Genomic DNA, 14237 nt, shown 5'->3' on the forward strand with positions numbered 1-14237 from the left:
CGACAGCAAAACACCAATTCTGGCGCTCAAAGAATGGCAGAAAAAGCGCCCCGAATTATTTGTCAAACGGGTTTATGAACAGGCGGGACTTGACAATTAACAACGGATTAGCTCAGCAATTGATCATTGAGTGGGAGTGATCCGCAGATCGGCAATGACTGGCAGGCACAGGCATTAAAGATGACCCAAACCCCCGAATCCGGGGGCTTTTTATTGTCGAGGTCGAACGAAGCTGGTAATTGTGGATGATGGTGCCGGAGGGAACGATGCCAATGTAAGACCCGGGTCGAACGCAAGGCATGGATCGTTCGGGGCGCTTGCCAGGCACTGGCCATCGCTGGTGCCTGTCATGGTGCCGGGGCGGCGTGAAACTGGTCGCGCTTCGGCTGTTCGGCGAGGTCCGCATGCAGGATGCGGCGCAATTCCAGGATGGCCGCGGCTGTCTCCTGCACGCTGTGCCCCGAGACGATGACCTTCTCCGAGATGGCGCCTGGCAGATGCGCGCTGCGGTAGGGAACCAGCCCGTCGTCGGTATCGGCCAGTGCCCCGTCGGCAGTGGCACGGGCAATGATGGAGTGATAACGGACCTGCGGCGAGATCGGCAATTCCGCCGCGGCCCGCACGAAACGGTCGTCGTCCCTGAGATTGTCGAGGCTGTTCGGCAGGCGCTTGGTGCCCGCTGCAGCGCTTCCGGCGGCGTCGCCAGGAATGAGGTCGGCCAGTCCTTCCAGGACCGTCAACGGCAGGCGGATGATGTCTGCCAGCAGCAAGCCGAGCCGCCTGCGCGCGATGGGCGTACCCCGGTGCGGAGCGGCGAGGAACACGGCGCGCCGCGCCTCGGGCATCGGTGCGAAGTCGATCAGCGGAGCGAGACGCGCCTGGAGCCGCTGTTTCTGGCCGCTGTCGAAAGTGCCTTCCTCGATCAGCCGGCTCAGCGAACCGTCCTTCGCCGAGGACACCATCAGCCGTGCGATCAGCCCGCCCATGCTGTGCCCGATCAGCACCATGTCACGCGAAGCCGGGGCCGCGCTGCCGGGGTCGAAATGGCGGAGCGCGTCGTGGACCGCCCGGCGTATCTGGAAATGGCTGAGCGCGACCGGAAGGTTGGTCGGGTAGTAGACCTGCCAGACCTGGTAATGCCGGCGCAGCGTTTCGTCGCCCATGATCTCGTTGGCCATGTTGACCCAGGCGTCCGGGCTGCTGGCCAGGCCGTGGATCATGACGATGACGCGGCGCCCGGGGTCATAGGGCTGCATGAGATACAGGTGTGGCCGGTCGATGCCGAGCTTGCGTCCCAACAAGGCCTGTATCGATTGCCTGGCGAAGCCCGAGCGTGCCAGCCACAGGCCGTAGCCGGCCGTGAAGTGTCCTGCGAGCGGCACCTGCTCGTCATTCAGCGTGATCTGGTCGTGCTCGTAGGGATCGTAGGCGGTGATCGTCAATGCGTGGGTGGACAACACCTCGGCAATCGTCCTGCCCTGGAAGTGGGCCAGCGCGGTCAGCGCCCGATACGGCATGGCGCTCCAGGCCGCACTGCGCTGCGGCCCCGGCCGGCCCGGCGCGCCGGCGCGCGCCGCCGGGCCACGCAAGGACGCGTCGGCATCCGCGTCGATGACCGCGACCAGTTCGGCCCCGAACCCGTCGCGCCGGTACTGGCTACGCAGGCCGGAGAACGCCAGCGCGGAGGCGGGAACCAGCTCCTGCGGCCGCTCCAGTCCCGGTTCCATCCTGACACGGGAAAGGTCGGTCCGGATCGCCCACGTTCCAGCACGGATGAGCGCGCCGCCGCCGTCCGCCGGGGCGCGGCCGTGCTGCCGTGCGAACAGGATGACGGCGGCTTCCTGCACCGCCAGGTTGTAATAGTCGCGCACCTGCGTCTGCCGGTCCTCGAAAGCGCGCTGGCCAGGCTTGCGTCCAGTAAAGAACAGATAGGCATAGGCATGGCGTGCAGCTTCCAGCCAGGCGCCGAGCCGGGGTTCCGCAGCGCCGTCCTGCGTGCCGGTGGGCAGCGACAAGGCTTGCTGCACCCATAGTTCCGACAGCGCGGACAGGCGCCGCTCGTCTTCGATGGCTGCCGCGCGTGCCAGCGCAGCGATGCATTCGAGGGAAGGCTTGTCGGGCCTCGGACAGGCGCCGTCGAGCGCTGCGACCCTGATCGTTTCCAGCGTGGCCTGGCCGGGTCGGCCGCTGGTCAGGATGTCGCCGCGCTTGCGGGCGATGTACTCGCCCGGCTGGACCGGGCGCACCGCGACCCGGTCCTCGAACTGCTGCAGCACAGAGCAGCCGGCGAGCAGCGGCGCGACCAGCAGCAGGTGCAGCAGCCGACCGCCGATCGAGCGCGGGTTCATGTTCCTCCCCAGCCGGCACGCCGGGCAGGCCGGTCCGGACGCAGGCAAGCTCCGGGGTGCCGGCTCACTGTCCGGCTTTCCCGGCGGCGCCCCGCCATCCGCCGCCCAGTGCGCGGTACAGCCCGACGATGTTGTTGAGCTGGTCCTCGCGCACGCCGATCGCATCCAGCTCGGTCGAATACAGGCTGCGCTGGGCGTCCAGCTGCTCGAGGTAGGAGGCATAGCCGCTGCGATAGCGGTCGGTGGCGCGCGCGGTGGTGCGCAACAGGATCTCGCGCCGCTCGAGCGCACGGTCGAATTGCTCGGCCAGCCGCTGCGCTCCGCTCAGGGCGGTCTCCACGTCCTGAAACGCCGCCAGCACGACAGCGCGGTAGGCGTACGCCGCCTGGTCGCGCTGCGCGATCGCGACGTCCATCTGGGCGTTCAGGCGCCCGCCGTTGAAGATCGGTGCCAGGATGCTGCCGCCCAGGCTCCACACCGTGACCGGGTCGTAGTCGAGCGCATTGGTGAACAGCTGGCCCAGGCTGGCGGAGAGCGCGACCTGGGGCAGGAATGCCTGGCGCGCCGCGCCCAGGCCGGCGTCCGCCGCGGCCAGCGTCAGTTCCACGCTCCGGATGTCCGGCCGGTGGCGCAGCAGGTCGGAAGGGAGGGATGCCGGCACCGCGGGCAGCTGCAGGGTGCGCAGGCTGGCGCCCCGTTCCACCGGGCCCGGGAGGTCGCCGGTGAGCCGCCGCAGGGCGTTTTCCTGTGCTGCGATTGCCTGGCGCAGCTGCGGAATCGCCTGTTCCACCGCGGCATATTCGGCCTGCGCTTGCGTCAGCTCGTATTCGGATATGTAGCCGACTTCGGCCTGGTCGGACGCGAGCCGCAGCGCCTCCCTGCGCGACTCCACCGTTTCCAGGGACACGACCAGCCGGGCGTCGAGCGCGAGCAGCCCGATATAGGCTTGCGCCACCTCGGCCGCCACCGACAACGCCGCCGCGTCGCGGTCCGCCTGGCTGGCAACATACTGCAGGCGCGCGGCTTGCGTGAGCCGGCCGAGCCGCCCGAACAGGTCCGCCTGCCAGCTCACCTGGGCCTCGGGTTGCAGCGCCGTGCTGGTGGCGGCGCCGGCGGCGCCGAGGCTGCGTCCGCGCTGCGCGCCGAGGGCGACGTTCAGCGAGGGCAGCATGGCCGAGCGTGCCAGGGCGATGTTGGCCTGCGCCTCCTGCACGCGGGCGGCGGCACCGAGCACGTCGGTGTTGCGCGCCAGCGCCTGTTCGACGAGCCGTTCCAGCACCGGATCGCCGAAGGCGCGCCACCACGTCGGCGCTACGGTGGCGTTGCCGGTCGCACCGGCGCGCCACGCCGCGGGCGCGGCAACTGCCGCAGCCTCGGGCCGCTGGCGCTCGGCCGGCACGCAGCCGGACAGCAGCGCCGCGAGGAGAACAGCGGGTGCCAGGACGGAGGGCGGCAGCGGGCGCGTCCTCATGGGCGCTCTCCGGCGCCGGCGCTGGCCGTGTCGATGCGCGTGACCACCGACATGCCGGGTCGCAGCCTGGCCGCCAGTGGCTGGTCGGGATCGATGGTGATCCGCACCGGCAGGCGCTGGACCACCTTGGTGAAGTTGCCGCTCGCGTTGTCGGGACGGAGCACGCTGAATTCGGAGCCAGTGGCCGGCGCGAACCCCTCGACGCGCCCCGTCAGCCGCGTCTCGCCGAGTGCGTCGACCGTGAAGCGTGCGACCTGCCCCGGGCGGATGTCGCGCACCTGGGTTTCCTTGTAGTTCGCCACGACCCACAGGACGTCGGGCACCAGGAACATGAGCTGGGACCCGGCAGTGACGTACTGGCCCAGCCTGACGCTGGCCTCACCCAGCTGGCCGTCGCGCGGGGCGCGGATGACGGTGTTTTCGAGGTTGATCTGCGCCAGCCTGACCTGCGCCTCGGCCGATCCGATCTGGGCCTCGAGGCCTTCGCGCGAGACGCTGGTGGCTTTGGCGGACTCCTGGGCGATGCGGACCGCGGCGCGCGCCTTGACCACGTTCGCGACCGCCGCGCGCGCCGCCGCCCGGACCTGGTCGCGCTCGCGCAGCGACACCGAACCCCGCTGGGCCAGTTCGTCGACGCGCGCCTCGTCGGCCTGCGCGCGGTCCCGTTCGGCCTCGGCGGCCGACAGGTCGGCGCGGCGCGCTTCGATCTCGGCCTGGTTCTGTTCGGCGGTCTGGGTCAGGTTCGACAGGTTGGCCTGGGCGGCGGCGAGCTGTCCGCTGGCCTGGTCGAGCTGCTGGCGGTAGATCCGGTCGTCGATCTGCACCAGCACGTCGCCCGCCTTCACGCGCTGGTAGTCGCGCACCAGCACTCTCGCCACGTAGCCGTTGACCTGCGGCGCCAGCACGGTCATCTGGCCGCGCACATAGCTGTTCTCGGTGGTCACCACCGTGCTGCGGAACGGGCCGAGCTGCCAGGCCCACAGGATCAGGGCCACCCCGACCACGGCGACCAGCGCCATGGCGACGATGACCGGCCTGCTGGCCCGGTCGATCTTGGGCGGCTCGGCCGGCGGGGGCGGCAGCGGGCGGCCGTCCGAATCGACGAGGTCCTGGCGCTGCGGGGTGTCGGTCTTGGGGGCGGGGTTCGGATTAGTGGTGTCGGTCATGATGCGTCGGTGGGTTGGTCGGGCCCGGAGGCGGGCGGGGACGAGGCGGGCGGCGCCTTGCGGGCGGCAAGCGCCAGGCGCACGACATGGAACAGGGACCAGCCCAGGAAGACCAGGGCCATGATGCCGTTGAGCAGGAAGATGTCGTTGAAGGCCCGCACGTTGGCCTCGCGGGTGGCAAGCTGCGCGAGCTGGGCCGTGCCCTGCGCCTGGCGCAGTACCGGGTCGCCGACCACGCCGCCATAGACCTGGCCCTGCATCTGCAGGCGCTGGGCAACGAGCGGCTGGGTGGGGTCGACGCCGGCGTTGATGGCGGCCGAATACTCGTGTTCGCGGAACTGCTGGACGGTGCCGAGGATCGCCGGGCCTGCCAGCCCGCCGATGCTCTGGCTGATCGAAAACAGGACGACGAAGCTGATGATGTACTGCGTTCCCTGCTTCAGGGCCGGCATGATGCCGGCCAGCAGGAGCGGCCCCATGAACATGGCCGCGGCCGCCGAGAGCAGGAACTGGCTCAGGAACATGTCGTGCGGGCGCGTGAGGTTGGTGGCGTTCCAGTCCATCAGGCTGCCGGCCGCGATCAGCACCACCGACAGCAGGATCTGGGGGATGACGGTCTTCTGGTTGAAGGTCAGGGCGCTGGCGGCGATGCCGGCCACGAGTCCGGCCATCATCACCGCGTACAGCGGGACCAGCTGGTCGGTGCCCATGCCCAGGGTGCGCAGGAAGCCGGTGGCGCCGTAGGTCTGCTCGGACAGCAGGAAGCGCATGCCCATGGCGCCGATCACGAAACGGATGGTGGACAGGGTCCCCATCCAGCGGATCTGCAGCAGCGGGTTGGGGCGGTGCCATTCGACCAGCACGGCCAGCAGCGACAGCAACAGGGCAGCGATCAGCGCCCAGGCGATCCAGGGCTGGGCCGACCACCACTGCACCCGCCCCTGCGCCAGCACGGCAACGACCAGCGCCAGGGCCGGGGCAAGCAGGGCAAAGGTCAGGAAATCGAGCGCCTCGAAGGTTTTGATGCGCTGCCCGTGAGGCAGCTTCAGCACCACGACCGCCGCCAGGCAGCACAGCGCGAGCCCGGCTTCGAACAGGTACAGCGAGCGCCATTCTCCCAGGTCGATCAGCGTCGGGGACAGTAGCCAGGCCAGCGGGGTCGCCAGTTGCGAGATGCCGAGCGCGATCACGAGTCCCTGGCCCATGCGCGCCTTGGGAAAGGCCTGCAGCACATACATCGTGCTGAGTGCGGTGATCGTGCCGGCGGCGAAACCGCTGGCGGCGCGCACGAACAGGGCGGAGGCGAAGCCATGGACGAACAGGTGCAGGATGCAGACGGCCGCGTAGAGCGAGAGGCCAATTTCAGCGAACAGGCGCAATCCGTACTGCTGCCGGAACTTGAACAGGACCAGGTTCGATGAAACGTTCACCATCAGGTAGGCGGCGACCAGCCAGGTGCCCTCGACTGGCGTCAGGCCGAGCGCACCCTGGATACCGGGCAGGTTGGCGCTCACCAGCGCGTTGCCCAGGCCGCCGGTGATGCCGAGCAGGACCCCGACCAGGATGTAGGCGGCACGCACCGGTGCGCTGTGCTTGAGCGCCGCGGCCGAGCCCGGCAGCATGGGACGCTCTTCCGGCGTCCAGTTCGGTATGGCGTAAGGCGAGGCGCTAATGATGATGTCCCCTTTGCCTGAAGGCGTTCCTTGCCCACAGCCTGATTGTGCACTGCCCGATATCCGGCGCCAAAAAGTAGTATTTCATGCTTACATTTATCGATGAAATGCCTGGGCGGAGCCTGCTGTGGTAAGTTCGTATGCAATCCTGCCCGTCACTGCCGCCCCCAGGGGCAGCGTGCGGCAGGCCACCAGTTTCGGCACCAAGACATGATAAGTGATACTCAAAGTTCCACTAAGGCTGACTTTAGCACGCCGACGAATGTGCGGTCGCACAATAACGCGACAGCCGCGCCCGAGGCCGAACAAGGGACGCTGCGCCGACGTGCCGACGCCGTGCAGAACCGGACCAAGCTGCTCGACGCGGCTGAAGCGGTGTTCCTGGAAGCCGGCGTCAAGGTTTCGCTCGACGTGGTCGCGGAGCGCGCCGGCGTGGGCCGGGCCACGCTGTTCCGGAATTTCCCCGACCGCGGCGCATTGATCGTCGGCCTGCTCGACCGCGCCATCGACGAGCTCGAGAGCGAGGCCGCTTCGGTCGCCCAGGATGCGCTTGCGCTGGGGGGCTTGCTGCACTTTGTCGCCGAGCGCATCGTCGTGCGCGCGCCGCTGACCGAAATCTGGATGACGCTCGACCACGACAACCCGGCACTGCTTTCCGCGCTCGAGCGCGTCGCGGCGGTATTCGAGAAACCGGTCGCGTGGGCGGTTGCAGGCGGCGCCTGCCGCGCCGACCTCGTGGTATCGGACGTCATCCTGCTGGTCTCCATGCTCAGCGGCGCCCTGTACGCCCGCGCACCCGATACGCGCCGCAGGATGGTCGAACGCGGCTGGCTGCTGGTATGCGAGGCGGCGCAACTGCGCGGAGCCCCGGCATCGCTCGGCGCTGCGACCTGCGAACCCGGCTAGCGCCCGGCGCGAAGCAGCCTGCCACGTCATGCCTGGCCTGCCTTTCCGGGCAGGCTTCCGGATGTCCTGGCTCACCGCGGCCGCGGTACAGGCCATGAATGGCGCGTCGCCTTGGAACAATTGAGCTGCGCGGCCCCATGATATTGGAGCCATCCGAAAAAAACCATGTGACAGGCGCGCTTGCGATTGAAGGCCCGCCAGAGGGTGTGAATTTTTCAACGTGGCGCACGGAGGTCGAGAGCCTGTTCAAGCACGTGCGCGCCATCATGTCCTTCGCGCGAGGAGCCCAGTTACATGTGCCTATTATCGAAACTGTCTGGGACGGCCGGGTCGAGGTAATAGTGCGATATCGGAGCGACGACGATAGCCATCCCATGGGCAGCTTCAAGCCTTTCACCTACGAGCGGATTTTCCGTCATGCGGTGGAGTCGCACTTCTTCGAAAAGCCTCGCGCTAAGAAAATCAACATCGCCATCGAGCAACCTTTAGCGTGTCGTCGTGTCTCACCAAGCACAGAAGTTTAGTGCCACCGGACGGTAGGCTGAAAAAGGAGATCCCTGTGCAAACCATTGATTCAACTGATGCGATACGGCCTGCAAAGCCGTCTAGACGGGTTCGACTCCCGTCCTCGCCTCCAGATCCTCATAGTACGGGCCCCATCGGGGCCCGTTTGCATTGGGTTCAACACCGTTCATTTTGAGCGGGACACCGCACTTGATAACGGCCAAATGGCCGTCGCCTGGCCGTTTATTTTGGCGCTGTACTCGTTATCTGTTGATGACCCCGAATGCAATACGCAGCAATTGCTCGACAGAAGCGACCCGCCCGCCATCGAGCGCCCGATGCCAGCCCAGGTAGTTAGGCAGACGGCGCGACGCCACGCCATGGAAACGCACCAGCCATTCCTTGAAACGGCGATGGTAGGCGTTCACATTTTGAATATGGATGGCGCCCTCGACACCGGTGCGGACCCGTTCGCCGGCGCTGACATTGACGGCCTGGTGCGCGATGCCATGGGCACGGGCGAAGGCGGGATAGGCGGCGTTGGCGTCCGTGACCAGCAACGCTTGCCGATCGAGTTTCGGCAGCAGGTGTTTCACCAGCTGGGCCACTTTCAGGGCGCCGCGTCCGGTGACGGCGTCGATGGTCTGGCCGCTGCGGTCGCGCGCCACCAGGATGCAGTCGAGATGATGCGAGATGCCACGCAGCGCAGCCCTGCCGCCGCGCTTGCGGGGCGGGCGATCGAGCTTGCGTGACCCCTTCTGCGATTCGAGCAGGAACATTTCGTCAGCCTCGACGATGCCGGAAAGACGGGTTGGCCGGTCGTCCTTGACCCGGTCGAGAAAGCGATGACGCCAGCGAAACGCGGTATTACGGTGCACGCCGATACGCTTGGCCGCAGGGCGGACTGTGCGCGAATCGAGCACCGTTTCCAGATACTCGAGCCACTTGCCCTTGTGCCTGAGCCGCGCCAGCGGCGTGCCGGTCAGGTCGTTGAAAGTGCGCCCGCATGCGCAGCAGCGATAGCGTTGCAGGTTGTTGGCCTGGCCATGGCGGTGGCATCGCTCGCAGGCGCAATCCGGACAACGCCGCCCCTCTGACCGGATCTCGCCGATGAGGGCAATCACCCGGTCAAGCCCGGCTGCCGGATGCAGGGCGGCGAGTACCTGCTGGCGCTGCGGCTGATTCAGTTGCGGTAGCTGGGCGAACAGCTTCGCAAACTTCGGTGCTTTCATGGCGCGCTCCCGATCGATGGGGACTGGGATTGGACCGCGGGTCAGCTCAGCAGTTCAATGCTCATCCACATCTAACGGTTACAGCGCCTTTATTTTCGCTGTCGGATCCTATTGTTCAGGCATCATGGCGAACATCATCAAGCGACCCTACGGATATCAACTTTGCGTTGCGCGCAAGCTTCTTCCAAAGCGACTCTGGATAACCTTCGATGACGACGAGGCTGCCGAGCAGTATGGACGGTAGGTCGAAATCCTGCTGGCCCATCGTCCCCGCGTCCTCGCTGGAGAAGAAAAGCTCGAAGGGCGAGGTTTGGACGGCGCATCGCTGCGTGGCTGAGTACGGCCGCCACAACCCGGCCCGACTGTCTGACCAGAGGCTGCTCGACACGCTGCCAACCAGCGTCGCCACGGTCTCGACCAGCATGCTGAACTATGAGTGGGCCGAGGCATGGGTGCGGCAGATGAAGCGTGACCAGCACCAGGCGCCGTCGACCAACAGGCACAGGCACGGCGCGCTTGCCAGGTGCGTCGCCCCGGCTTTCGTGGAGACTGGTTTGTATGCTAGGAGTGCCGATTTTGTCTCGGCAGGTTCAATGCCTCGTTGATCAACCGGCGGACCACTAGCAAAGTGTGCACTCTCAACGTGTATTTTCTGGGTGGGGACTGTTGGCGCCACGGGTGTCGTAAGATCAGTGAACAACATCCACCGAGGGTAGTCACATGCGAGCCTTAATCCTGCTGGTCGAAGAAGACCGCCTCACTCGCGCGTCGATCTGCGACATGCTCAAATCGTTGGACTACCGGGTGCTCGGCGTTAGCACTTTCGCGCGCGCCCTGAGGCTTATGCTAACGAATGGGATTGGGTTCGACGCCCTTATCCTCTCGGTGAAGGGCGGCTGGGACGGTGATCCTGCCTATGCTGCTGAGGCAAAGGCGGCCCAGCCAGAGATCAAGGTAATCATCGCGTCCTCTCTTGCCGATCGGGGGCAAAATGCCTCCCTCGTGGATGCCTATGTGCCAAAGCCATTTATACTGGAATCTGTAGGTGAAGCACTTATCAAAGTCCTTCGGCATACTTGTCGGCAAGGATGAAACTGTAGAATGAGCGTCGCGATGATGCGCACCGTCAAATGCTTGTCGATATCGGCATTGTCCAAGGGCGCACGTATGGGACCGATCACGCTCGAGCATTTCAAGATGAGATGCTCATCCCCGAAGGGTAATATCGCGAGTGCTGGCGGAATCGATTGTACGTACCATGTTGGGCCGTGCCAGCTTTCGTGGAGCCGGATTAGTATGGCAAGCCTTATGTCTTGACCACCAACGCGCGCTTCACCACCACTTCCCGAAGAATGCGCGAATGCTCCCTGGCCTGCATGGCTTTCGTTTGGTATTCAGCCGCGCGCTCCATCTGCCCTGTCTGGCGCTCTCTTTCGCTCAGCTTGCTGAATAGCCGCTCCTGCTCATGGAGAGCGCGCACCGAACCCCAAATTGCATCTTCCACCGCGTCGCGTTGGAGTGTCTCCAGCACTTTGGCGCTGAAAGCGTGACCTGTGTGGCAGCGGTAGCGTATCGGCGCCTGAGGGCCGACCTCCCATAAGGCACCGGAACACTCCGGGCAGGTGAGCGAGGAGGGTTCGCCAATTTGCTCGAGATCATCCATAGCGCTATCCCTGCTGATGATGCGATTTTCGACACCTATCCACTTCGGAACATCGGGTACGGCCGTGTCATGGCCGCGGATTCCCGGCCGCACGCTCGCCGTGGCCAGCCCGACCAGCGCTGGAGCAATGTCAGCCGTGCGCAGTACCCGGTCGACATCGACGTGTTGCAGGGCGCTGGCAGGCATATCCATGGCTTTGGCTTCGAGCGGATCTTGCACGATCACCGTGCCGCCGCAGGCTTTTACGGCCTGCAAGCCAACTGTCCCATCATCCAGGTAGCCGCTTAGCAAGACACCGATCGTGTCGGCCAGAAATGCTGTCGCTGCCGAGCGAAAAAGCGGATCAATCGCCGGTCGGCAGTGGTTCTCCCTTGGACCATGCAAGAGCCGAACGTAAGATCTGCCGTCTCTGGTCACGACAGTGAGGTGTTCATCGGGCGGCGCGACGAGCACGCGTCCGGGGATGATCGGCTCGTCGTCAGTCGCATGTCGAACCGGCATTGCGCAACAGCGACCCAGAATGTCAGGAATGATGCTTTTTTGCGAACCGATGTGCGTGACAATGAGAATGGCCGAAGGAAAGTCATGCGGCAACATAGGCAAAATGATTTTGAGTGCGTCGAGCGCGCCGGCTGACCCGCCGATAACAACAATTTTCGTCATCGTTCCTCCAGTAGTGATACCGACAAAGCTACCGGAAAATATCAGCAGAGGGCGCGGGCCATGGTGCCTGGGCTGGCGGTCTCCAGGCGTCTCGTACCGCGCGCGGATAAAGCCGGCAGCGGCGCGATTCTAGCCGATGCATCCCCCGGTCACCCAGGCGTGACACGTTGTTGTTCCGTGGTCCGCGCGGCTCTGGCTGCCGCCGGCCCTTGCGCGCATCGATCAGGCTCGCGACCAGGGCGGCTGCGGGCGCATGCCTCGCAGGCGCAGACGGCGATTCCTGCATCGTGCTAGCATGGGATTCATTGTTACCACTATCGGGGATCTGCCATGGAACTGATCGAGCCTGACGAGATGGTGCGATATGGGCAGGTTCTGAGAGCATGGTCTTGCGACCCTGCAGGTTTTGAACTGCATGAAGTGGATATCACCGATCCGTGTAGTGACGAGTTGTACCCTATCAAGGGTTATGTCGACATCCGTCGCAATTCGACTGCGCAACGCAGGCAATATCCGACCGGGGACGGCACGGCATGGGTTGAGACGTTCGAACGCGATCTGGCTGCAGGACGATTTGGCCAGGTCCGGTCGGCCTGATGGATGCCGAAGCGCCGATGGTGGCGTGTCCATGCGTTGCTTGCCTGACCTTGGGCTGCACCTTTGTTTTACTCGCCAGCGATTTCCGACCGAATTCCCGGACATTAAATGTTCGATCACACATGGCGATATAGCCATATTCAAACGGAGAAGATCATGAGCAAAAGTCAGGAAGCAAAGAAAACCACCAAAAAAGAACCTGCCAAGACGCCAAAGGAAAAAAAGGCGGACAAGAAAATAAAGAAAGCGGAGAAATTGCGCCAGCAATAAGACCTTATGGCGAAATCATCGCCGGTAGAGGTTGCCTCGACAAGAACCGCGCACCTCGTTCGGGGTTGCAAAAACGCCGGTACGAGTTTGCGCGCTTGCCGGCGGCAGTGGACGATGCCATGGCATCGACACCGTGACATGGCGCAGTGCAGGGCGCTCAGCCACACCCTCCGTTGTCGAGCATTGCCTGCATCTGCACCGCGTTCACCGGTTGGCTGAACAGGTAGCCCTGGCCTTCGTTGCAGTTGTGGTCCTTGAGAAAAGCGAGCTGCGCCTCGTCCTCGACACCCTCGGCGATCACGCGCTGGTTCAGGTTCTTGCCCATGTCGATGACCGCGATGACGATCGCGCCGTTGCGTCCCGCGCCCGTTCCCGACTCGATCGCCTTGACGAACGACTGGTCGATCTTCAGTACGTCGATCGGGAATTCATGCAGGTAACTGAGGCTTAAAGTGGACCCATCAGTCAAGACACTCAGCCGGCTAGTTTAAGCTGTGTCCATTTCCACTTCAGCAGCTGCCCGGCGCTGCCCCGTTCCGCCGTTTTTCTCCGGCTCTTGGTCCGCGTCGCCGAACTTGTCGACGATCAACGCACCTCCTCCAACACCGGCACGGTAGACATGATCTGGCGTCTCGTAGCCCAGCGCCTGGTGTGGACGCTCGGCGTTGTAAAACGCGAAGTACTGTGCCAGGCCGACTGTCAGCTCGGCCATGTTGGCGTAGCCCTTCAGGTACACGTCCTCGTACTTCACGTTGCGCCACAGGCGCTCGACGAAGATGTTGTCCAGCGCCCGTCCTCGCCCATCCATGCTGATGGCCACGCCTTCGCGCTTGAGCACGCTGGTAAAGGCGTCACTGGTGAACTGCGAGCCCTGGTCGCTGTTGAATACCTCGGGCTTGCCGTGGTGGCGCAATGCCTCCTCCAGACAGTCCACGCAGAACGACGCGTCCATGCTGTTGCTGATGCGCCAGGCCAGCACACGACGCGAGTACCAATCGATGACCGCCACCAGGTAGGCAAAGCCGCGCGCCAGCCGAATGTACGTCAGGTCCGTACTCCACACCTGGTTCGGCCGCGTGACCGCCACCCCGCGCAGCAGATAGGGATAGACCTTGTGCTGCGGGTGCGGCTTGCTCGTGGACGGCCCCGGCGCCATGCCCGCCAAGCCCATTTCCCGCATCAGGCGCTGCACGCGCTTGCGGTTGACGCGGTGCTCTCGGCCTCGCAGGAAGACCGCCATGCGCCGGCTGCCGTAGAACGGGCGGCTGGTGTACTCCTCGTCGATCAGGGCGCGCAGCTGGCCGTCCTCCTCCTCGATGCATTCCTGTCGGGCCGCCGCCTCCAGCCGCCGATACACGGTCGAACGCGGCACGCCGGCCAGCTCGCACTGCATCGTCAGCGGTATCTTGTCCTCGCGCTCGATCCACCGTGCCCGCTCGGCCGGACTCATTCCCCAAGCTTTTTTTTGAGCCAATCCACCTGCATCTTCAGCTTGCCGATCTCGCTGTACAGCTTGTCCTCCGGGCTGCTTTCGTCCACCGGCTTCGGCCCGCGCTTGACGTCGAACAGGGCGCCGGCGTTCTCCAGGATCTCCTTCTTCCACTGGCCCACCAGTACTGGATGCACGCCGAATTCCTGCGCAATCTCCGTCACCGTCTTCACCCCACGCACCGCTTCCAACCCAACCTTGGCCTTGAACTCGGCGCTGTGCACCCTGCGTTTTTTACCTTCACTCATTCGCTGT

13 protein-coding genes are annotated in these 14237 nt (G+C 64.9%); 4 read left to right on the forward strand and 9 right to left on the reverse strand.

Going from position 1 to position 14237, the window contains the following annotated elements:
* Positions 1-347: 347 nt before the first annotated feature.
* The 4 genes from HMPREF9710_RS12950 to HMPREF9710_RS12965 form a co-directional block, all read right to left on the reverse strand.
* On the reverse strand, positions 348-2348 hold the full coding sequence (locus HMPREF9710_RS12950) for an alpha/beta fold hydrolase (RefSeq protein ID WP_005666996.1): 2001 nt from the start codon (positions 2346-2348) through the stop codon (positions 348-350).
* A gap of 64 nt (positions 2349-2412) precedes the next feature.
* Positions 2413-3819, reverse strand: coding sequence for an efflux transporter outer membrane subunit (locus tag HMPREF9710_RS12955; protein WP_005666998.1), 1407 nt, complete (start codon positions 3817-3819; stop codon positions 2413-2415).
* Positions 3816-4985, reverse strand: a complete 1170-nt coding sequence (locus HMPREF9710_RS12960) for an HlyD family secretion protein (protein ID WP_005667000.1) — start codon at positions 4983-4985, stop codon at positions 3816-3818. The genes HMPREF9710_RS12955 and HMPREF9710_RS12960 overlap by 4 nt, the downstream gene beginning before the upstream one ends.
* A complete protein-coding gene (locus tag HMPREF9710_RS12965) occupies positions 4982-6607 on the reverse strand; it encodes an MFS transporter (RefSeq protein WP_005667001.1) in 1626 nt (541 codons plus the stop codon). The genes HMPREF9710_RS12960 and HMPREF9710_RS12965 overlap by 4 nt, the downstream gene beginning before the upstream one ends.
* A 387-nt stretch (positions 6608-6994) precedes the next feature.
* On the opposite strand from HMPREF9710_RS12965, the gene HMPREF9710_RS12970 reads away from it, so the two are divergent.
* Complete coding sequence (locus tag HMPREF9710_RS12970) at positions 6995-7564, forward strand: TetR/AcrR family transcriptional regulator (RefSeq protein WP_169331324.1); 570 nt, start codon at positions 6995-6997, stop codon at positions 7562-7564.
* 98 nt (positions 7565-7662) lie between these two features.
* On the forward strand, positions 7663-8088 hold the full coding sequence (locus HMPREF9710_RS12975; RefSeq protein ID WP_157225560.1) for a hypothetical protein: 426 nt from the start codon (positions 7663-7665) through the stop codon (positions 8086-8088).
* Between the two features lie 243 nt (positions 8089-8331).
* Here HMPREF9710_RS12975 and HMPREF9710_RS12980 read toward each other — a convergent pair whose 3' ends face one another.
* Positions 8332-9300: an IS1595 family transposase gene (locus tag HMPREF9710_RS12980; RefSeq protein WP_005667005.1), complete on the reverse strand. Its 969-nt coding sequence runs from the start codon at positions 9298-9300 to the stop codon at positions 8332-8334.
* 115 nt (positions 9301-9415) lie between these two features.
* Positions 9416-9724: a hypothetical protein gene (locus tag HMPREF9710_RS12985; protein ID WP_040776208.1), complete on the reverse strand. Its 309-nt coding sequence runs from the start codon at positions 9722-9724 to the stop codon at positions 9416-9418.
* 296 nt (positions 9725-10020) lie between these two features.
* Here HMPREF9710_RS12985 and HMPREF9710_RS12990 point away from each other — a divergent pair, with 296 nt between their 5' ends.
* Positions 10021-10392 carry a DNA-binding transcriptional response regulator gene (locus HMPREF9710_RS12990; protein WP_005667006.1) on the forward strand — a complete coding sequence of 124 codons (372 nt, stop codon included), beginning with the start codon at positions 10021-10023 and terminating at the stop codon, positions 10390-10392.
* A gap of 214 nt (positions 10393-10606) precedes the next feature.
* Here HMPREF9710_RS12990 and HMPREF9710_RS12995 read toward each other — a convergent pair whose 3' ends face one another.
* On the reverse strand, positions 10607-11626 hold the full coding sequence (locus tag HMPREF9710_RS12995; RefSeq protein ID WP_005667008.1) for a chemotaxis protein CheB: 1020 nt from the start codon (positions 11624-11626) through the stop codon (positions 10607-10609).
* A 330-nt stretch (positions 11627-11956) separates the two neighbouring features.
* Here HMPREF9710_RS12995 and HMPREF9710_RS27910 point away from each other — a divergent pair, with 330 nt between their 5' ends.
* Positions 11957-12223 (forward strand): transcriptional regulator, encoded by a 267-nt coding sequence (locus tag HMPREF9710_RS27910; RefSeq protein ID WP_157225561.1) that lies wholly within the window; start codon positions 11957-11959, stop codon positions 12221-12223.
* Between the two features lie 427 nt (positions 12224-12650).
* Here the strand turns inward: HMPREF9710_RS27910 and HMPREF9710_RS13000 are convergent, their stop codons facing one another.
* Entirely contained in the window at positions 12651-12962 is a 312-nt protein-coding gene (locus HMPREF9710_RS13000) for an EAL domain-containing protein (RefSeq protein ID WP_005667011.1), read from the reverse strand.
* An 18-nt stretch (positions 12963-12980) separates the two neighbouring features.
* Positions 12981-14230 (reverse strand): IS3 family transposase gene (locus tag HMPREF9710_RS13005; protein ID WP_229409725.1). Its coding sequence is split into 2 segments (ribosomal slippage): positions 12981-13945 and positions 13945-14230, totalling 1251 coding nucleotides; the frame shifts between segments, so codons are not numbered across the junction.
* Positions 14231-14237: the final 7 nt, after the last annotated feature.

The sequence above is a fragment of the Massilia timonae CCUG 45783 genome (assembly GCF_000315425.1).
Classification (GTDB): domain Bacteria; phylum Pseudomonadota; class Gammaproteobacteria; order Burkholderiales; family Burkholderiaceae_D; genus Telluria; species Telluria timonae.